At 38.4% G+C, this 19,907-nt stretch carries 20 protein-coding genes and 1 pseudogene; 9 read left to right on the forward strand and 12 right to left on the reverse strand.

Annotated elements, in window-relative coordinates:
• Positions 1-21: 21 nt before the first annotated feature.
• The 7 genes from ACQKNZ_RS15385 to ACQKNZ_RS15415 form a co-directional block, all read right to left on the reverse strand.
• Positions 22-630 (reverse strand): hypothetical protein, encoded by a 609-nt coding sequence (locus ACQKNZ_RS15385; RefSeq protein ID WP_186318259.1) that lies wholly within the window; start codon positions 628-630, stop codon positions 22-24.
• Between the two features lie 249 nt (positions 631-879).
• The gene (locus ACQKNZ_RS15390; protein ID WP_427660565.1) at positions 880-2,325 is read right to left on the reverse strand and encodes a right-handed parallel beta-helix repeat-containing protein; all 1,446 of its coding nucleotides are present in this window, start codon (positions 2,323-2,325) and stop codon (positions 880-882) included.
• Positions 2,326-2,560: 235 nt separating this feature from the next.
• Entirely contained in the window at positions 2,561-2,755 is a 195-nt protein-coding gene (locus ACQKNZ_RS15395; protein WP_144541167.1) for an alpha/beta-type small acid-soluble spore protein, read from the reverse strand.
• Between the two features lie 136 nt (positions 2,756-2,891).
• Positions 2,892-3,176: a hypothetical protein gene (locus tag ACQKNZ_RS15400; protein ID WP_144541169.1), complete on the reverse strand. Its 285-nt coding sequence runs from the start codon at positions 3,174-3,176 to the stop codon at positions 2,892-2,894.
• A 224-nt stretch (positions 3,177-3,400) separates the two neighbouring features.
• A complete protein-coding gene (locus tag ACQKNZ_RS15405; RefSeq protein ID WP_144541171.1) occupies positions 3,401-4,804 on the reverse strand; it encodes a DHA2 family efflux MFS transporter permease subunit in 1,404 nt (467 codons plus the stop codon).
• A gap of 618 nt (positions 4,805-5,422) precedes the next feature.
• A complete protein-coding gene (locus tag ACQKNZ_RS15410) occupies positions 5,423-6,439 on the reverse strand; it encodes an HAAS signaling domain-containing protein (RefSeq protein WP_427660568.1) in 1,017 nt (338 codons plus the stop codon).
• Positions 6,417-6,764, reverse strand: coding sequence for a PadR family transcriptional regulator (locus tag ACQKNZ_RS15415; RefSeq protein WP_144541174.1), 348 nt, complete (start codon positions 6,762-6,764; stop codon positions 6,417-6,419). The genes ACQKNZ_RS15410 and ACQKNZ_RS15415 overlap by 23 nt, the downstream gene beginning before the upstream one ends.
• A gap of 280 nt (positions 6,765-7,044) precedes the next feature.
• Between ACQKNZ_RS15415 and ACQKNZ_RS15420 the strand changes: the two genes are divergently transcribed.
• The 3 genes from ACQKNZ_RS15420 to ACQKNZ_RS15430 all read left to right on the forward strand — a co-directional run bounded on the left by ACQKNZ_RS15420 (position 7,045) and on the right by ACQKNZ_RS15430 (position 9,336).
• Positions 7,045-7,806 carry a glucose 1-dehydrogenase gene (locus ACQKNZ_RS15420; RefSeq protein ID WP_427660570.1) on the forward strand — a complete coding sequence of 254 codons (762 nt, stop codon included), beginning with the start codon at positions 7,045-7,047 and terminating at the stop codon, positions 7,804-7,806.
• Positions 7,807-7,949: 143 nt separating this feature from the next.
• On the forward strand, positions 7,950-8,759 hold the full coding sequence (locus ACQKNZ_RS15425) for an undecaprenyl-diphosphate phosphatase (protein ID WP_144541178.1): 810 nt from the start codon (positions 7,950-7,952) through the stop codon (positions 8,757-8,759).
• Between the two features lie 190 nt (positions 8,760-8,949).
• On the forward strand, positions 8,950-9,336 hold the full coding sequence (locus ACQKNZ_RS15430) for an Hsp20/alpha crystallin family protein (RefSeq protein WP_427660573.1): 387 nt from the start codon (positions 8,950-8,952) through the stop codon (positions 9,334-9,336).
• 94 nt (positions 9,337-9,430) lie between these two features.
• On the opposite strand, the gene ACQKNZ_RS15435 is transcribed toward ACQKNZ_RS15430, so the two are convergent.
• Together ACQKNZ_RS15435 and ACQKNZ_RS15440 are read right to left on the reverse strand one after the other, a co-directional pair.
• Positions 9,431-9,997 (reverse strand): NADPH-dependent FMN reductase, encoded by a 567-nt coding sequence (locus ACQKNZ_RS15435; protein ID WP_427660575.1) that lies wholly within the window; start codon positions 9,995-9,997, stop codon positions 9,431-9,433.
• Positions 9,998-10,009: 12 nt separating this feature from the next.
• Complete coding sequence (locus tag ACQKNZ_RS15440) at positions 10,010-11,065, reverse strand: LLM class flavin-dependent oxidoreductase (RefSeq protein ID WP_154312104.1); 1,056 nt, start codon at positions 11,063-11,065, stop codon at positions 10,010-10,012.
• A gap of 153 nt (positions 11,066-11,218) precedes the next feature.
• Between ACQKNZ_RS15440 and ACQKNZ_RS15445 the strand changes: the two genes are divergently transcribed.
• Positions 11,219-11,569: a winged helix-turn-helix transcriptional regulator gene (locus ACQKNZ_RS15445; RefSeq protein WP_144541184.1), complete on the forward strand. Its 351-nt coding sequence runs from the start codon at positions 11,219-11,221 to the stop codon at positions 11,567-11,569.
• Between the two features lie 72 nt (positions 11,570-11,641).
• Here ACQKNZ_RS15445 and ACQKNZ_RS15450 read toward each other — a convergent pair.
• Positions 11,642-11,760, reverse strand: a pseudogene (locus ACQKNZ_RS15450) (transposase); the annotation flags it as partial.
• Positions 11,761-12,424: 664 nt separating this feature from the next.
• Between ACQKNZ_RS15450 and ACQKNZ_RS15455 the strand changes: the two are divergent.
• Positions 12,425-13,621 carry a hypothetical protein gene (locus ACQKNZ_RS15455; protein WP_154312105.1) on the forward strand — a complete coding sequence of 399 codons (1,197 nt, stop codon included), beginning with the start codon at positions 12,425-12,427 and terminating at the stop codon, positions 13,619-13,621.
• Between the two features lie 104 nt (positions 13,622-13,725).
• Here the strand turns inward: ACQKNZ_RS15455 and ACQKNZ_RS15460 are convergent, their stop codons facing one another.
• Positions 13,726-14,454 (reverse strand): DsbA family oxidoreductase, encoded by a 729-nt coding sequence (locus tag ACQKNZ_RS15460; RefSeq protein ID WP_144539188.1) that lies wholly within the window; start codon positions 14,452-14,454, stop codon positions 13,726-13,728.
• 208 nt (positions 14,455-14,662) lie between these two features.
• Here ACQKNZ_RS15460 and ACQKNZ_RS15465 point away from each other — a divergent pair, with 208 nt between their 5' ends.
• Positions 14,663-16,270 carry a thiamine pyrophosphate-binding protein gene (locus tag ACQKNZ_RS15465; RefSeq protein ID WP_427660578.1) on the forward strand — a complete coding sequence of 536 codons (1,608 nt, stop codon included), beginning with the start codon at positions 14,663-14,665 and terminating at the stop codon, positions 16,268-16,270.
• Between the two features lie 220 nt (positions 16,271-16,490).
• Here ACQKNZ_RS15465 and ACQKNZ_RS15470 read toward each other — a convergent pair whose 3' ends face one another.
• The gene (locus ACQKNZ_RS15470) at positions 16,491-16,640 is read right to left on the reverse strand and encodes a hypothetical protein (RefSeq protein ID WP_186318196.1); all 150 of its coding nucleotides are present in this window, start codon (positions 16,638-16,640) and stop codon (positions 16,491-16,493) included.
• Between the two features lie 158 nt (positions 16,641-16,798).
• Between ACQKNZ_RS15470 and ACQKNZ_RS15475 the strand changes: the two genes are divergently transcribed.
• From ACQKNZ_RS15475 to ACQKNZ_RS15485, 3 genes are all read left to right on the forward strand, one after another.
• Positions 16,799-17,143, forward strand: coding sequence for a zinc ribbon domain-containing protein YjdM (locus ACQKNZ_RS15475; protein ID WP_191697554.1), 345 nt, complete (start codon positions 16,799-16,801; stop codon positions 17,141-17,143).
• A 171-nt stretch (positions 17,144-17,314) separates the two neighbouring features.
• Entirely contained in the window at positions 17,315-19,006 is a 1,692-nt protein-coding gene (locus tag ACQKNZ_RS15480) for a glycoside hydrolase family 13 protein (RefSeq protein WP_191697553.1), read from the forward strand.
• A gap of 1 nt (position 19,007) precedes the next feature.
• A complete protein-coding gene (locus ACQKNZ_RS15485) occupies positions 19,008-19,892 on the forward strand; it encodes an ROK family protein (RefSeq protein ID WP_151112225.1) in 885 nt (294 codons plus the stop codon).
• The last annotated feature ends 15 nt before the right edge of the window (positions 19,893-19,907 follow it).

The following is a 19,907-nucleotide window of genomic DNA, read 5'->3' on the forward strand; positions in this document are numbered from 1 at the left end:
AGGTTTTTTGTGTGCGATGACTTAATTTTTCACATCGCTGATGATGTCTCTTACTGCTGGAATCGTGCGATGGCTGTACTTTTTCACCAGTTCATAGTACTCGTTTAAGCCGCCGAACTCGGACTGTTTCCAGTTTGCAATTCGTTTCGCAGCGATATGCTCCGCGTGCTTTGCTTCTAGGTCTAAACGAAGTCTGCGCGCCTCTGCATTGGTTTTCATGGCTTGGCTGCCTGATTTGTATGCATTTTTGTACATTTGGTCCTCAACTGCCAGCTCTTTCACGCTAGGGAACAGGCTGAATCGGTTGACTCGTGTACGGTAGTGATCCATCATGATGAATGCTTTGTCATGCTTCGGGTTCGCCGATAGATTGATAATAGCAATTGTCTTCTGGTTGATATTGTAGTGCGTCACCAATGTTTTGACGTTGAAGTATGCCATATGGCACTGATTTTGCGTATAGTGAAGAATAAACAGATGGCGTAGACGGTGAATAGCAATAGAATGCCACCGTTTGGAACCGTGTAACCGTCGATTAACTCTTTCGCAATGCTGTGGATGACGAACAGTAAGCCGTGAAGGAATAGTGCAGGCGTCATGTGCCACACGCTGTTTCGGATGAAAGTCCACACGATCATCAGAATACTTGTTTGAAAATTGACTCCCATTTTGAGTCCCGGACGCGCAACACGTCTATGTTTTGTGTGGCGATTGTTCTTTTTGTTCTCTAATTTGATGTCTCTGATATTTAGGTTAAGCATCATTGTATTCACCTCTTTTATCTTTTAATTTTTGGTTTATTATAGTCCGACGCTATTTGCACTGTGCGTCTCTTGTTCTTCGGTGAAACCTTCATGTATCAATTGGCTATTTGTTTTATTATTTTACATACGTAACATGACTACCAGTTCCACCAGCAATAGGTAGTTTAAAGGTATTTGTATTCGTGCCAATTTTCAGCTTTACATTAATTTTAGTGGATATGTTAATCCCACGGACAGATACATATTTGTTTGATAACTTACCATCACCAGTTAGGACGTTTTGTGAGATGGTTCCTTCGTTATTAGTAGAGCGTATTGCAATAGCAGCAGGTACTACGTACTTCTTGTCCTGTACATCCTGAATTTTATTTTTAGTAATTAAAAACTGATTATTATGGGTGTTGATACTAATACCATTAGCGAAGCTATTCTTCAAGGTATTTTCTTTTATTATTAAATCTTTCGTAAACTTGGCACAGATTGCACCTGAGATACTGCTTCCTTCTTTCCCTGCATTTGTTAATTGGTTACCGCTTATCGTAAAACCACTGGCATAATCTGACGTTGATCCGGCAACAATAATGCCACAACCTTTGCCGATTCCTTCGATTTGGTTACCTTTTGCCGTTGAGCGCTGTGTACCAAATATTCCTTTTTTGCCATCACCTGTCGCATTAACAAACGCTATACCGACTTTCGCGTTTCTTATTTTATTATGGTTAAACGTAATATTTTCTCCACCATGCGTGTCTAACGCTTCCCATAATGGGATATCTTCTATGGTGCTATTTGTTACCGAGCTGTCTTTGCTTCGTGGATATTGTATCAGGTCACTCTTAGAACCTCGCCTAGAAAAGAACACACCATATGCATTTCCGTTGGTTCCCGGAGCAATAGCTTTAACATGGCTCTTATCTACGTTGAAATTACTAACAGAGAATCCGCCAATGCCTGCATAGCCGATGTCCTCAATGTTTGTATTTGTAACAGTCACATTGTCTGCAAATTCGGCTTTAATGCCATAAAAACCGATGTCATGAATAAAGCTATCATGAATAACAATATTTTTAGCATAATTCGCTGAATTCGCGCCATTAATGTTTATTCCGATACCCTTTACACCAGCATCTTTGTTGCCTGCGCCCTGTATTTCTAAACCGTATATCTTCACCCCGCTACCTATCGTTAGCAGTGTCGTGTGCTTTTTATCATTATAAATTTTAGAACCATAACCAATAATAGTTGTATTATCAGGAACTTTTAATCCGCTCACCTTAAACGAACTACCATATGGTAATACAACAATTTTACCGGCTCCGAGTTTCAATGCATCTTGTAGTCTTTCAGTCTCATCCGCAGTTTCTACAAGTACAACTTTGTCTTTATTACTATCTGAAATGCCAAGTTCAAGTCCAAGTTTAGCCTTTTCTGATATTTCTTTTCCTAACGTATTGATATCATGGGATTCCGCGTTCACTTTCACATCTGCACTGACACCAATAGTCAGCACCATAATAATTGCAAAAATACTGATAAATAATACTCTCGATAATCCCATCATTTTCATCGTCCTCATTCATCTTTTAATTTTTGGTTTATTTATATTCATGCCTTTTATCGGACATGGCGGTACAAAGTATCGCATCAGGTCATCTTTAGGTGGGAGAAAAAAACCACTCCACTTTTAAAAAAAGTAGGTCTTAATCACTTGGACACAGACTATGTATCGGATTTTTAAACCACATATTTACATAAAAACAAAAAAAAGCCCCGTCATAAACGGGGCGTGAGTCTTCTTATTTACCGCGTAGTTGCGTTTGTGCTTGACGCACTAAACGTTTCGTTATTTCTCCACCCACAGAGCCGTTTTGACGAGACGATGCGACTGCGCCGAGTGTTACACCGAATTCTGATGCAATTTCTGCCTTCATGCTATCTAGCGCTTGCTTTGCACCGGGAACAACGAGTTGGTTTGAGTTAGAGTTAGCCATTATTTATGTCTCCTTTGTGTGCATCATCAAGATGATTTTTCATCTTGTGCTGTTCAGTATGCTCCTGTTTTTTGCGATTATTCCTTCTCTCCACGTTTATAAAAAAAAGAACCCCACGGCGCTATGCCGAAGCGTTTTATTTTGGGTTAAGTTGGGTGTCAATCAGCGATTCGATGTGTTCGTTGTAGTCGGAATAATCGAAGTCCGATAGCTGTTCGACGATTTTTGCCACATCAATCTGATTGCGCTGTTCATCTGTCAAGTCCGCATAGGCCTCAACAACGACTTGTACGTCCTCGTATCTGTGTTGGTTGTCATGACGGTCTCTTTCGACGACCTCCATTTGTGTGTCCTTTTGAGCAAAGGCAAACGTTTCTGCTGCCTCTTTGGTTTCAAATTGGGCGATAACGTAATACGACATGTGATACGACTAGGTATTCCAAGAACATATTAGACAATCCCGAACGAATGTAGATCTATTAGCTGCGGAGATGAAGGAAGCATCTTACATGGAGCAGAATGGTTTGATGGATGAAAAAGCTCTAATGAAAGACAAAATATATACTTTGATTATCTGTATTTTATATATAAATATTAAAAACTCCCGTAAAAAGTTCATTTTACGGGAGTTTTCAGCTTTTTCTATTAAGCTTTTAGCTTTACTTCTCCTGGCTTTTTCATGAATAGAGAAAGAACAAGATTTACGATTGCTAAGATCAACCCAAGAGTGAATACGAATGATGACCCGGAAGCAGTTGCTTCTGCTAAGTTATCATTAACAGTTGATAAGTAACTGTCTTGTTTTGCTGATAACAGAGAAACCATAATAGCGATACCCATTGCCCCCGCTACCTGCTGAACAGTTTGAGTCAACGCAATGCCGTCTGGATAATATTCTCTTGGTAAAGAATTTAGTGTATTTGTTTGCGTAGAAGCTAGTACCATACCAATACCAAGCATCATGATAATATGTGTGACAACTATTAACCAAGTAGCCGTATCAGTACCAAATGAAGCATAAAGAATATATCCAATGACAACAAAAATAGTACCTGGTGTTATAACAGCTTTTGGACCAAACTTATCAAACATACGTCCAATTGTAGGTGCTAAAATACAATTTAATAAGCTACCCGGCAATAAAACAAGGCCCGTAGTGAAGGCAAGCATTAATAATCCCATTTGCATATACATCGGTAAAACAACTAGTAATGACAGCATATTAAAGAATGTGATAAAACTCATTACTACTCCAAGGATGAAAAGAGGGTATTTAAATGCTTTTAAATTCAGCATTGGATTTTCCATTTTCATTTGACGTATGGAGAAGAGTATTAATGCAATAATCCCGACAATAATCGAGGTAATAACAATTGTACTTGTCCAACCATGCTCTCCAGCGACACTCACTCCATAAACAACTCCACCAAATCCAATAGTTGAAAGAATTACAGATAGAATATCGATAGAAACTTTACGTATTTCGTTAACGTTAGGCAAGAATAGATAGCCGAATACGGCAGAGAACACTAAGAAAGGAAGGGTTACCCAGAAGATCCACTCCCATGATAATGTATCTAAAATAAGTCCAGCGATTGTTGGCCCTAAAGCTGGTCCTGCTAACATAACTAAGCCCATAACACCCATTGCAGCGCCACGTTTGTTAGGAGGGAAGATGGTGAAGATTACATTTTGAGTTAGTGGTAAATTAATCGCTAATCCTGCTGCTTGAATAATACGTCCAACCAATAAAATGCTAAATGTCGGTGATAGAGCGGCTAGAATTGTTCCGATAATTGATAAAGAAATAGAAGTAAGGAACATTTGTCGCGTTGTGAATTTTTGCATCAGAATACCCGTTACTGGCACTAAAATACCTAAAGTTAAAAAGTAGCCCGTGGCTAACCATTGGATGGTTGTTGGTTTAACATCAAATAATGAACTTAAGTCTCCTAAAGCAATATTTAATGCCGTTTCACTAAAAAGCCCGACAAATCCTGCAACTAAAAGAGCAGCCATTATCGGTCCTGTCTTGATCTGTTTATTCATCTTTGTTTGAAACTCCCTCTAAAAATAGATAATCCCCCTAGACATAATCTGTAGGGGAATACTTCTTTGTTTTGTAAACTTAAGTATAATTGACAGGAGCTACATCGAATTCATTCATGAAAATGCAATTCTATTGAAACTCGCTATTTGTACTTTCCGTTCCATTTTAGAGAAATATGTTATTCACCGTTACTGTACAGCTAGCTAGAAACAACACATACTCTTATCTATACGATGTATTAAAAATTTGAAATAATAGTTAGAGAGCTCTATTCATATTCCCTCTTCAAATAAAAAAAGTAATCACTATATGTCGACTATAAGCGATTTTAACATTTCTTTTACCATTTTTCCTTTTGCTTCGACCGGTCTAGTTGTTACTATAACAAAATAATTTCGAGTGGTGTAAGTGTTTTTTTTCTACTAAATTTTATGGCGTTCACATTTAAGACACATTTAAGATTGAATAAGAATGTTCAATGGTGTGCAGAACGAGGGAAATTGGTCTTGTTTGGGAAGGAGAAGAACGTATACTTCTAAAATGGTCAGAAAGTATAAGTGTTCGAGAAAATAGTTAATCCTCCAAACATTATTTGCTTGGAGGAAGAGTATTAATTTTTAAATTTTAGCCTTTTTATAGCTGTCTACTAGCTCCATAATTGTAGAAATGACTACAGATACCACAATGATAATCCATATTATTTCAATTACAGATAGCAACGAGGGGATGTTCATTTCTAAAACTTTTGCCATATAAGGAATCGTAGCCTCGTTATATAAATTAGCATTACTTGTAATGATGATAAAAGTAATAATACTCATCGTATGGATGATTCCATTTACTATAGCAACATTCTTTGTCCATTGACCAACGTTCCACTTGTAAAGAGCCAACCCAATCTCCAGCACAATAAATGCTACTACTAAAGGCCAATAGGATAGTAACATCTGATGGTCAAAAATAGGCATTACTAGCTGTAAGCCGGTACCTTCAGTTGATCTGTAAATTCCAACGAGGTGATCAGCGTTCCAATAAATTACTGCCCAGATTACAGTCCACATGATACTAAAAACTATTTCTCCGGTAGATATAATTTTTTTTGCTGGGATGATTTGAACATTCTTTAAATCCTCAGGAGTCCAAGGTGTACCTTTCTTCGTTAAAGGTAGGTCATTTTTGGATAGACCAACTCGTTCTACAATGACAAATACTATAGTGACCCAGATAAATATTTGTGAAACAACGTATATGACATTGACGATAATGTCTGTAAAAGTATTAATTATTACCGTTAATACTGCATCTTCTCCATTGAACAGTCCAATGCTTGCAACAACACTTACGATGATACATATAAGGATCGCCCAAGGAAAAATCATTTTTAGTGTCTCTATATAAGCATCGTAAACCTTAGGACCGATTAAATACATTGGCTTGTCACGATAGCTTGCCGCTAAAACAGCAGGGTCATCCATTTTAGCTAATGCTTCTTTAACTTCCTTTTCGGTGTAGTTCTCTGGAAGCATATCTTCAATTGAAAATCTAAGCTCCATTGCAATATCATCTCGTGATTTCTTTGGAAGCCTTCGTGTTACCTCATATACATAAGCATCAATCAAATTCACTGCGTTCATCCCCCTCTAGAAGTGACTTCAATTCTAATGTCATTTTCTCCCACTCTCCTTTTAATTGTTCAAAAACTTCTATGCCATAATCACTTAATACATAATACTTTCTTGGTCTGCTTTCTGTTGTATCCCAGCTGCTTGTTAAAAGATTTTGTTTCTCTAAACGACGAAGTAAAGGATATAGTGTACTTTGTTCAATAGAAACCCCTGCACTTTCTAATCCTTGAACTAAAGAATATCCGTACTGGGGCTTTCGCAATTGACTTAGGACGGCTAAAGGAAGAGTTCCTCTTCTAAGCTCAGTCATGTATGAATCCAACAAATTAACCAATTGTACTCACCTCTTTTTCTATACTGTATATCATACACTAATGTATTACAAATTATAACATATATAGTACTTTATTTTTATTTTTTTATATTGTGTAGGCAGTCTACAAAAAACTTTTTTGTATAAATATAAAACAGATTCAGGTTACTGGGTTTAAAGCTAGTTAATGAATGGAGATAATGGAGTAACTGTTTTTGGATATACTACTCACGTGAAATGTAGTAAATTTGTTATCAGGACAACCTGTACCAAAAATGAAATATAGAAAGGAAGATTAAAGATGAATAGATTACAGAACAAAGTTGCCATAATTACAGGAAGCGGAGCAGGAATTGGCAAGGAAATAGCAACTGCTTATGCAAAAGAAGGAGCTAGTGTAGTGATTGCTGACTTCAACGAAGAAGCTCTGCAATCTACTGTAAGTGAATTAACGGAATCGGGTTATTCCGCTTTTGGCGTAAAAGTGAATATTGCTAACGAGGAAGATGTTCAAAAAATGGTTTCCTCTACAATTGAACATTTTGGACGCATTGATATTTTAGTGAATAATGCAGGTGTTGGAGACAATATGCAGGCTGCTGCTAATGTTGAGGACGATGTATGGAATCGAGTGATGAATATTAATGTAACGGGAGTTATGCGTTGTATACGACAAGTACTCCCTCATTTTGAAAAGAACGGGAGCGGTACGATTGTTAATATGGCATCTTTAGCAGGCGTAATGGGAGGACGCGGTGGTCTAACTTATACTGCGGCGAAGCACGCAGTTGTGGGAATGACTAAAAATGTAGCTTCTCATTATGGTCCACTTGGTATTCGTTCTAATGCAATTGCACCAGGTCACGTTGAAACAGGATTCTCAGCTGCTATGAATAATATCGACCCATTCGGTATGAAGCAATCTACACGTGGTGTCGGAATGATGACTAGAGCTGGGCAGGTTACTGATATATCCAATATTGCTCTGTTCCTGGCTTCTGACGAATCTTCACTTATCAACGGTACTGTAGTAACAGCTGATGGTGGCTGGAGCGCTTATTAATCATAAAAACTCTCTAGATAGCTTCTAGAGAGTTTTTTATTTTGTAATCAATATTACTTTCCTTGTGTTACCTAGCATACAATGGAAACAATCTATATTTTAAGGCGTCTGTATAAATTATAAAACGTTTTATAGGGGGTAAAATGGAAGATTTACTATTTACTTTAAAAATGATTGTTATTGGTCTTGTTCAAGGCTTTACAGAGCCAATCCCGGTTTCATCCAGTGGACATGTGATGATTGCAAGTGAGCTATTAGGACTTGGAGAGCAAGGCTTCACCTTTGCAATACTAACGAATACAGCCTCTTTGCTAGCCATTCTAGTAATTTATAGACATGATATTATGAGGCTAGCAACGAACTCAATTTATTATGTAAAAAAGAAAGACACACGTTACAAAAGTGATTTTCGATTTGTACTTTTTATCGTTATAGGAACCATTCCCGCAGGCGTATTAGGAGTTTTATTGAGTGATTGGATAGCTGAAAGTATCAGTATGACGGTAATCGCAATCATGCTTTTCATTACGGGTTTAGCTTTATGGACCATTCGTAATATGAAGGGGACAAAAGGGGAGAAAGATCTAACAACTAAGGATGCTTGGATTGTCGGTCTTGGCCAAGCTGTTGCTTTAACACCAGGTATTAGTAGGTCAGGAGCTACCATTATTTCTTCCATTGCAGTTGGGATGAAACAGGAGACCGCTTTACGATTCTCCTTTATGCTCTATATTCCGATAAGCTTGGGAGGAGTTGTGCTTGGTCTATCAGATTTTATCAATGAACCTAACAAGGCAGATCTGGCAGTTCCTTATCTAGCAGCATTTATAAGTACATTTATCATGTCCTATTTTGCTATGAGATGGTTTATGGGAATTATGAAAAATGGAAGGCTTCATTATTTTACTTATTATTGTTTCATCGTCGGTATACTATTGTTAATATTCTTCTAATGAGAGTTTATGAGAGCTAGGAATTAGGGGAGTGAAGGATGAGGCAAGAATAACTTCTCTTCATTCGATTAGATGGTTCGCCTAGATGGACGTAATGGATTTGCATATACAAATGGTGAGACTTTTTATGGTTATTGTACAAACCAATTGCTCGAAATAATCACCATGAAATAAATAAGGAGGCAAATCAATGTCATTACTGCCATCTGATCCATTTAATCAGCTAACAAATAATATAGTTAAAGAAATAGAACGCTTTTTTGCGGAAATTCCTCTTTTTAAAGAACTGCCAATCGGAAGTTTGCGTATGAATGTCCAAGAAACAGAACATGAAGTGGTCGCCATATGTGATATGCCAGGTCTGGAGAAAAATAGTGATATAAAGATTGATGTCATAAATAATATGTTAACGATTAATGGTGTTATTAACCATTCTGCAGATACAATCGATCGAAATGCACAGTACATGAGCAGTTTCCATCGTTCCGTGTCACTACCGAGCCCTGTTTCTAAGGAAGGCTTGTCAGTGAATTACCAAAATGGCCAACTAGAGGTTAGGATGCCAAAGCTAAAATAAATGGCAGAAAGAGGAGCTCTCAATATGTTGAGATGCTCCTCTTAGACTTTAAACACAACCATTATTCTTCTAGAAGTGTAGTATAGACGATTCGTTAAAAGTCGTATTCTGCCTCCTTCTTCTCTTTGATTGCCTTGTAGGTCTCTGTTAAGACAAGGGTATCTTCTACTAAACGTTGAATCCGAAAAATCACATCATCATTTACAATTTCCTTGCGGTGAAAGTCTTTTTCTTCTATGAAGACATACGTCTGAACTATTTGTGCTTTCATATAAGCCAAGATTGGCTTTAATTGTTGTTCAACTATTAAGTAATGCTTAGCAGAACCAGCAGTAACAATCATGCTCACGACTTTATCTCTAAATGCACTAACAGGGAGTAAGTCAAAGATATTCTTAAGAGTGGCAGGGATAGAAGCCTGAAAGATAGGCGTACCTATAATTATGGCATCTGCCTCCATAATCTTTGTCGTTACGAATCCTGTATCCCCTTCATACTCTAAAAAATTTCGACCATCGCTAAATTGAATATCATAATCTGCTAAATCGATTAAAGTTATCTCTACCTCAGGATACTTCTCTGATATTTCTTTAATTGTATAATTCATAGCCGTTCGGGTTTTAGATCCAACTCTGGATCCAGATAATCCAACAATTTTCATCTTAAGACACTCCTATTTAGAGGTATATTTTTTTATGGCAGGCAGGATTTCATTACCAATTAATTCAATATTTTTCACTAAATACTCATAAGGGACTCCTCCGAAATCCATTTGTGCAATATAGCGCTGATGTCCGAAAACTTCATGCTGATAGAGAATTTTCTCAATAATTTGTTGAGGGCTACCAATATTCATCACATTACGAGGATCGGCGCCTTGTGCAAATTGTTGCTTAGGATACCCATGCCCGTTTATCAACTGTAGCCCCTGATTCAAATATGGATAAATTTCTCGTTGTGCCTGCTGAGTCGTTTCGGCAGCATAAAAGAACCCTGCTGTTGCAACTGGAAGTGTTGCCGGATCATGACCATTTTCCTTAGCGGCATCTCGGTATGCATCTATGGAAATCTTAAAGCTGGTTGCAGGACCGCCTAACGTTGCGATAAACATTGGTACGCCTGCATAACCCGCTTTAATAGCACTTGCTGGTGGTCCGCCAACTGCTCGCCAAATTGGGATGAAGCCGTTATCAGGACGCGGCAGAACCTGGGCGTTCCTTAATGGTGCACGAAATTCACCATTCCAATTCACTATATCTTCTTCATTGATTTTAAGAAGCAGCTCAAATTTTTCCTCAAATAACTCCTCATAATCTCTTACGTTGTAGCCTAATAAATCGAAAAGACCAACTCTAGAAGCTCGTCCAGCAATAATCTCTGCGCGTCCTTTAGATATTAAGTCAATCGTTGCAAAATCCTCATAAACTCGTACTGGATCTGACGTACTTATTATTGTTGAGGAACTAGCGATTTTAATCTTGCTTGTGGCTTGTGCAATTGCAGCCAATACAACAGAATGTGCTTGTGTTGTAAAGTACTCCTGATGACTTTCTCCTACACTAAAAAAGTCTAGCCCAGCTTGCTCTGCTAACTTTGCTATCTCTATTATTTCTTGAATACGTTGAGCAGAGGAAATACGCTCACCGGTATGTGGATTGGGAATGTGGTCACCCAGCGTATAAAGTCCAAATTCTAAGCCTTTGCTTGGGTCTATTCTATAGTTTTGCATGTATCTTCAACCTCTCTTAGTGTTTATTCTTTGTTTTAAAGTTTGAAGTAGAGATGAGCTTATATTATGAGTATGACGCATCTTTTAAATTAGGGTAAGTACGCACTTAAAAGTGGTATAGTATACTTAAAGATACTTAAGGTGGTGTGCAATATGGACTTACAGCCTGAACTATGTAGAGTAGACGATGCACTTGGGATATTGGTAGGAAAATGGAAACCTATCATCTTATTGACGTTATTACAGGAAGGTACTCAGAGATTTAGTGATTTAAAACGAAAAGTACCAGGTATTACACAGAAGATGTTAACCAACCAGTTACGTGAACTAGAGAAAGAGGATATTATTGCGAGAAAGGTATACCCTCAAGTCCCTCCAAAGGTAGAGTATTCCATTACCGAATATGGAAAAAGCTTAGAACCAATTTTAAATGCGATGCATGAATGGGGAACTGCCCATATTCTACATAAGCAAAAAAAACAACAAACCAACAAAATGCTGTAAGAGATACAAGAGTATCTCTCACAGTGTAGACAAAATGGTTGGAAACCATTTCGATTTCCAACCATTTTCCAATTAATCTAGGTTTAATCTGGCTAGTTTCTTAAGATTTAAGTCAGCAAATGTAAGCATCGCCTGCATGGACAATTTTTTTATTCCATTAGGGTTGTCCATCGCATACCATGCTTTTCTATACTCTTTCCATATATTTCTTAAAAGTTGTGTCGCAAGTCCTCAGCTACATTATCCATCCCCTCATTCCTTTAATAGGAAGCACTGGTGATGAGAGCGGAGAGCGGCGACTCCAGCGGGAATAGCGCGAGCTGAAGCCGTGCCCGCGGAAAGCGTCCGCTCGCAGCGGAGATTAGCATTTCTAGCTTTATCTCTTAAAAGAAAAAAAGACTGTAGGCAAAACGCCAAAATTCATGGTGTTTGTCTACAGTCTGAGAGATACAAGAGTATCTCTTTTTTTGAGCAAGAAGATATTTCAATTTAGATATGGTAAATGGGAACAGTCCATGCTCTTATCTTATGTATTTATATTTATAAACAACTTTTCCCCAGTGTAAAGTTTATATTGTATTAAATACATCTAAACTTAGGTGTTCTCCACAAAGTTACTCACATATCCCATGCTAAATATCTTCATCAGAGTAAAATTAACATCTTACTCCAAAAGTTATGCACTTATACACAGATTATCCATTCTTAAACAACAAATATAAAGTTATCCCCATCGCTATAACCTTTCACAAAAACGTGTGACAAATTAGTGTTGTTATTTCTTTTTATCTGTACAACTCCTTCGATCTATGGTTTCCTTATTTGTTAGAGGAAACTAGTGGAGGCAAGACGAAAGTGGAAAATATTGAATATATTAAGAATGAGCATTTTTTACAAAATATTTATTGCTCTACGGTGAAAGAAACGGTTGAGTCAAGTCTGTCAGATGAGCAGTTACTATATGTTAACCAACTGGGTGCTATTAAATTAGAGGTACCTTTTGATCAATACGATGAGGTTGTGGCTCAGCTAACAGTACGTTTGCAAAACTCGGAACTTGCGAAAGATACCGTGAAGCAAGGTGCTTTTACATATAGGCAAGTACGCTATATAGCAGAGGCGGGCTTAATAGAGGGACTAATCTTGGAGGAAAGCGGACGTGTTCAGCTACAGAATGAGTCCTTAGGAATGAGTGCTGCTATCGCTTTTGCACAAAGTGCTTGGAATGGTGCTACGCGTGAGGAAGCAGTAGAAAATGCCGTCTACACAGGCTTAAATATAGTAGGAGAGGCCGTAGTGGATGAGATACTGGCAAATGATATGCAGGATATTGAGCTAGATGATGCCTTTGAATTAGGGGGTGGGGTTAGAGGTGCCATTCAAAAAAATGGCGCGAAGGTTGTAGCAAAGAAAGCTGCGGGGAAGTTCACTCACAAGGCAATGATCAGTTCTCTAGCAGCCAAAAAAACAATTTTGTTGCTCAATGCCAACGTAGTTACGGGAGCGCTTGTAACTGGTGTGCTTTCAACATTAGATATTTCACGTGCTGTTAAGGGCGAAATGTCTAAAACCCAATTATTTAAGAATATAACGAAAACAGCGGCAAATGTAGCGGGTAGTATAGGTGGTATGGCAATCGGTGCCAGCATCGGCGTTCTCGTTCCTTGGGGAAGCACAAGCACGGGCGCTTTGGTCGGTGGTATAGTTGGTTTAATCATTGGTAGTATCCTCACCTCTAAAATTGCCGGTAGAATTTTAGATCGTTTTATTGAAGATGATGCAAAAGAAATGCTAGATATATTTGAAGTAGAGCTGGAGCAGCACGTCTATGATCATTTATTGAATGAGTTGGAGCTACAGAAGCTTTTAGATATATTTAAGTCGAAATACAAAATCCCTAAATTGTTACGTAATATGTTTAAGGCTGAGAATCGAGAGCAATTTGCTGGGGAGATTATTCAAAAGGAACTGATTAATATTTACAGTGAACGAAAATTACTAAAGCTACCAACGATAAGTGAAATCTATAAAGTTCTATTAGAAATAAAATAAAAAAAGGCCATAAGCTGAGTATTACTCAGCTTATGGCCTTTTTGATGGTTTTTCATGTTTTAACGATTTCTATCCTACTATGCTAATACTTGAACTTTCAAGATTTAAGCCTCTTTATTTGTCTCGGTTATTTCACAGCCATCGTCGGTACAAGTTGCTTCCGAATCCGAATGGATATGTTGCAGAGGAGAGGACTGATTCTCTTCTTCCCATACCTTTTTCAGTGTTTGGACAAAAGCTTCATGTGGTTGTGCTCCAGAAATAGCATATTTTCGGTTGAAAACAAAGAAAGGTACACCTTGAACACCAAGCTGTTGGCCTTCCTGTTGATCCATACGGACATCATCTAAATATTCGGAGCCAGAAAGTACTTTGCTTGCTTCCTCACGATTTAAGCCTACATCAGTAGCTAAGCTTAAAAGAGTTTCCTGCTCTCCAAGAAATTGAGATTCCAAGAAATGTGCGCTTAAAAGGCGTTCTGTTAACTCGCTACCTTTTCCTTTTGTTTCCGCATATTTAACTAAACGATGTGCATCTAGCGTATTTGTTTGTTTCATCTCGTCAAATTGGTAAGCTAACCCTACTGTTGCTGCACTAGCAATAATTTGTTGATTCATCGCTTTAGCCTGCTCAGGTGTCGTATTCATCTTTTTGGCAAGCATTTCATGAATAGTTACATTTTTATCACTTGGTAGATGAGGCTGAAGCTCAAAGCTTTTATAGCTAACCTCTACCTTGTTTTTGTGGTCAAATTCCTCTAAAGCTTGCTCTAAACGACGCTTTCCTATATAACAAAATGGACAAACAAAATCAGACCATACTTCAATTTTCATGATCTCACCCAACCTTCCTTTTTATAGAGTTAATATAGCATATTTTCTAGAAAACCCCTCTTTGTCTGCTCAGTAATTGCCAAAGGTTTACTATACAAGAATGTTAATAGTAAGTATTATAATTCCCTCTTCTAAAAGTAATTTGTTTAACCCATTTGTATAAGGGAATTTAATTGGTAACAAACTTTTTTTAAAGGAGAGGATTTCTATGAGTAAAAACGTCGCAGAGGTTATATTAGACCAGCTGTCGCTTCTAGGGGTTAAGCGCATTTATGGTGTGACAGGTGATACCATTATTGGATTGTTAGATGCGATGGCCAAACAGGATAAAATCGAGTTTATCGCAGTAAAGCATGAATCAGTAGCAGCTTTCATGGCTTCGGCGGAAGCAAAATTGACAGGAAGATTGGCAGTATGTACATCCACTATGGGACCAGGAGCGGCAAATCTTTTAAATGGGCTAGGTGACGCATACTCAGACAAGGCTCCTGTCTTAGCCTTAACTGGACAGGCTGCTCAAAAAGATATGGGAACGGACTTTCAGCAGTATGTCGATCAGCAGGAGTTGTTCAAGCCATTCGCGACCTATTCTGCAAATCTAAACAGTGAAAGTGCTATTGTAGATTTGCTTCAGAAGGCAGCTGAAATTTCTCTTCAACAGAGTACCGTTACACATATATCAGTTCCTAAGGATTTATTTGAAAAAGAAACTAAAGCAAGGGCACGACAGCTCCCTCGTATTTTAGAGGGGACAGGCTCCTTTGAACTGAACGATTTAGAAGAGGTATCCAAGGTGATGAAGCAGGCTCGACAGCCAATGATCTTAGCTGGTGCAGGAGCAAGAAAGGCCGCTGGGGATTTAGAAGAGCTTGCTATGACCTGGGGAGCAGGAATTTTAATAAGTCTAGGAGGTAAAGGAATCTTTAAAGATTCTACGCCTCATCTTCTTCAGGGAATTGGGGAAGGTGGAAATCCTCATGCGCCAAAAGTTTTTAAGGAAGCTGATGTTGTTTTAATAGTAGGTGCAACCTGGTGGCCAGAGGGATATGTTCCTGAAAATGCGACTATCATTCACATTGATCTAAATCTAGAGCATGCCAAGAAGAGAGTTGCTGCAGATTTTGGGATAAAGGGAAGAGCCGAGCAAGTTGTTCCTTTACTGCAACAAAGTGTGAATGGACACAAAAAAAATGATGAGTGGCTTAATCGTATAGAGACAATAGAAGAAAAATGGGCAGATCAAAATGAACAGGAAGGCCAAATAGAAGGGGCGCCAGTCCATCCATCTCGAATAGCTAGAGGTCTAGAACAAACGGTGGCAGACGATGCGGTCATCACTTTAGATACAGGAGATGTAACAGTCTGGATGAACAGGAACTTCCGACAAACCAACCAAAAGGTACTCTTTTCAGGCTATTGGCGTTCCATGGGCTTTGGGCTTCCAGCAGCAATGGCTGTAAAGCTGGAGCAACCAGAAAAACAAGTGGTAGCTGTGGTGGGTGATGGCGGTCTTGAAATGACGTTAGCCGACCTATTGACTGCTACTCGCTATGGGCTAGATATCACGGTAGTCGTTTTTAATAATGGAGCACTTCAAATGGAAAGTGATAAAATTCAAGCGTCCGGCAATGAAGAGCTAGGTACACAACTTACCAACCCAAATTTTGTTCAGGTGGCAGAAGCCTGTGGATGGAAAGGGTTTCGAGTTGAGAGTGATGAAAATTTAGAAGAGTTACTAAGTCAAGCCCTTCAAACAAAAGGGCCAACATTGGTGGATATATACACAGAACAAGCATTCTTCCCAGAGACAGAATAACCGTATAAAGAAGTCCTTATTAATAGGGCTTCTTTTTTTATATGAAAGTAAATAACTTTAGCTCCTAAAAATAAAGTGAAGGTGCAGGCAACGTGGAATGTGCAATAGAACTTTTAAGTAAGGCAAATGTAGTTGAAATATAAGAAGGGTGAGAGGTAAAGGGATTTTTAAAAGGGAAAATCCACGTCCGCATGTGGTCAGACGTGGATCTTAATACCAATTAAAACATTGGAAATACGTAAGAGATTAGGAACCAAAGGATACCAAAGAATATTATTAAGTAAGCAGCATACTTGATGAAAGTTGCTCCTACCATCCCAGAATCTGTTCGTTCTTCACGATGTACTTCTACTCGTTTTTCTTCATCCATGTCCATTCCTCCTCTCGCCGTATTTTTGAATATATTTTAATTAGGAAGGTTAATAATTAGTTACCCACAAAGAAATCTGGATAAACCTTCCTCATATTGAAATGTGTTGAATGGCTTAGATTACTATATTAAAATGAAGAGTAAATGGAGGTAATATAATGACGACAGCTTTGCCGAATTGCCCGAAGTGTAGTTCTGAATATACATATGAGGATGGCTCTCTTCTAGTTTGTCCTGAATGTGCATATGAATGGTCATTGATAGAAGAAAGAGCAGAAGTAGTAGACGAGTTAGAAGTAAAGGATGCTAACGGCAATATCCTCCAAGATGGAGATTCTGTAACCGTTATTAAAGATTTAAAAGTAAAAGGAAGCTCCTCTACATTAAAAATTGGTACCAAGGTAAAGAGCATTCGCCTAGTAGACGGAGACCATAATATTGATTGTAAAATTGATGGATTCGGAGCTATGAAGTTAAAATCCGAATTTGTAAAAAAGAGTTGATTTGCACCCTTTCCAAGTGGAAGGGTTTTTTCTTTATAAAATGTTGTTATTAAGAATTTAATAAAAAAGATAGAAAGAATAGATTGAAGTTTTTCAAAAAAGATATCACTTTATGCAAGCGTTTGCATTATAATGAATATATCAAATATTTCTGATGGGGGTCGGAGAAGCATGAAAACAAATAAAGAGCCTTGGTGGAAACGAAGTGTGGTCTACCAAATCTATCCGCGGAGTTTTATGGACTCTAATGGAGATGGGATTGGAGATTTACCAGGGATTATATCTAAATTAGATTATTTACAGAGACTTGGCGTAGATGTTATTTGGTTGAGCCCTGTTTTTGATTCTCCGAATGACGACAATGGCTATGACATTAGAGATTACCGTACTATATTGGATGAGTTTGGAACAATGGAAGACTTTGATAGATTAATACAGGAAGCAGATGCAAGAGGATTACGTATCGTAATGGATCTTGTCGTAAACCATACCTCCGATGAACACGCCTGGTTTGTGGAATCGAAATCCTCGAAGGACTCTAAGTATCGAGACTATTATATTTGGAAAGAGGGAAAAAACGATCAGCCACCAAATAACTGGGGCTCTGTGTTTTCAGGCTCTGCATGGGAAAAGGATGAGGTAACAGAGTCTTATTACTTACATTTATTTTCAAAAAAACAACCAGATTTAAACTGGGAGAATAAGGCTCTTCGTGACGATATATATGAGATGATGACCTATTGGTTGGATAAAGGAATAGGTGGATTCCGAATGGATGTAATTAATTTCATTTCCAAAGTGGAAGGTCTGCCGGATGGAAAAGTGAATCCGGGTCAGGCGTATGGAGACGGAAGTCCATATTTTATAAATGGACCTAAAATTCATACTCATTTAAAAGAAATGAATGAACGAGTACTCCAAAACTATGATGTGCTAACAGTTGGGGAGATGCCAGGAGCTACACCAAAGGATGCGCAGCTCTATACAAATCCAGCGAACAAAGAGGTGAATATGGTATTCACCTTTGAGCACATGGATATCGATAGTGGACCTTTTGAAAAGTGGGACGTGAAGCCACTAGATTTAGTAGCATTGAAGCAAAACTTCCAAAAGTGGCAACATGCACTTCATGAGGTAGGATGGAATAGTTTATATTGGAATAATCATGATCAGCCTCGCATAGTTTCTCGTTTTGGTAACGATCAGGAATTTCGAGTAACTTCTGCAAAAATGTTGGCTATCTGTCTCCATATGCTTCAGGGAACCCCTTATATTTATCAAGGGGAAGAGCTAGGTATGACTAACGTAAAATTTGATAGAATAGAAGATTACAAGGATATTGAAACTATTAATATGTATAACAGTAAAATAGAACAGGGAGTTTTAGAGAAAGATATTATGAGGGGTATTTATGCAAAAGGAAGAGATAACGCTCGTACCCCTATACAGTGGACGAAGGATGGCGGATTTACAACGGGGATTCCCTGGATTCAAATGAACCCAAATACTAACGAGATTAATGTAGATCAGGCATTAGATGATAAAACGTCTGTTTTTTATACGTATCAGAAGCTTATTGAGTTGAGAAAAGAACACGACATCATCACGTATGGTAGCTTCCATTTGCTATTACCCAATAATCCAAGCCTTTTTGTGTATAAGCGAAAAACTGAGAAGGAAGAATGGCTTGTCATCACGAATTTCTCTGATAATACGGAGAAGCTTGAATGGACAAGCTGTGAAGTGGATGGACTAGATGGAAAAGTAATAATAGCTAACTATGACTCTCAAGAATTGGGAGAACAAGGGATGAATGTACGTCCCTATGAGGCATTGGTATTAGCTTTTGAGAGGAGATTATAAAGTGAAGAAGGTACTTGGAGTAGATATTGGTGGAACAAAGATACGGATGGGTGTTGTCAATGAAGCTGGCGAAGTGTTAGCAGATATTACAGTACCAACCGAGCTGCCATTATACCCTTATTTAGAGGAACAAGTTTTAAAGGTCAAGGCTGAGTTTCCAGACATCACAGGGGTTGGTATTGGGACTAGAGGAATTGTAGATGCGGATACTGGGACCGTGACGTTTGAGAAGGAGCTTCCAGGTTGGGAAGGTACACCTGCCAAACCTCTATTAGAAGCTGCTACGGGACTGCGAGTAGAATTGAATAACGATGCTAATTGTGCAGCTCTTGCAGAAGCACGTATTGGCGCAGGACAGGGATTTTCTAGGGTTGTCTGTATTACAGTAGGCACCGGGTTAGGCGGGGGCTTTGTTTTTGATGGACAAGTTATGAATGGTGCAAACGGTGGATCAGGAGAAATCGGTCATTTGATCTTATATCCAAATGGGTTAGTTTGTGGTTGTGGTAGACCGGGCTGCAGTGAACAATATGTGTCGGGAACTGCACTAAAGAGGTTAATCAAAGAAGAAGATGTGGTAGACCCGACAACAGGTGAATTGGCGAAACCACATACTTTATTTAAGTTGGCCTCTCAAAATATAGAAAGTGCGAAGCTTGCAAGAGATCGCTTTTTAGCAGACTTTGCTATTATCATTTCTACCCTTCAAGCGGTTCTAGATATGGATTGTATTGTGATCGGTGGAGGCGTTTCGGAATCAGCTGATGAATGGTGGGACTTGCTTCTAGAAAAAGTTAAGCCATTATTGATAAAACCAGTAGAAATTAAACGAGCAGCCTTCGGTAACGAAGCAGGCATGCTTGGAGCTGCAATGCTTGTAGTATAAAAACGGTTTGCTTTA

This window comes from Psychrobacillus sp. NPDC093200 (assembly GCF_050280345.1).
Lineage (GTDB): Bacteria > Bacillota > Bacilli > Bacillales_A > Planococcaceae > Psychrobacillus > Psychrobacillus faecigallinarum.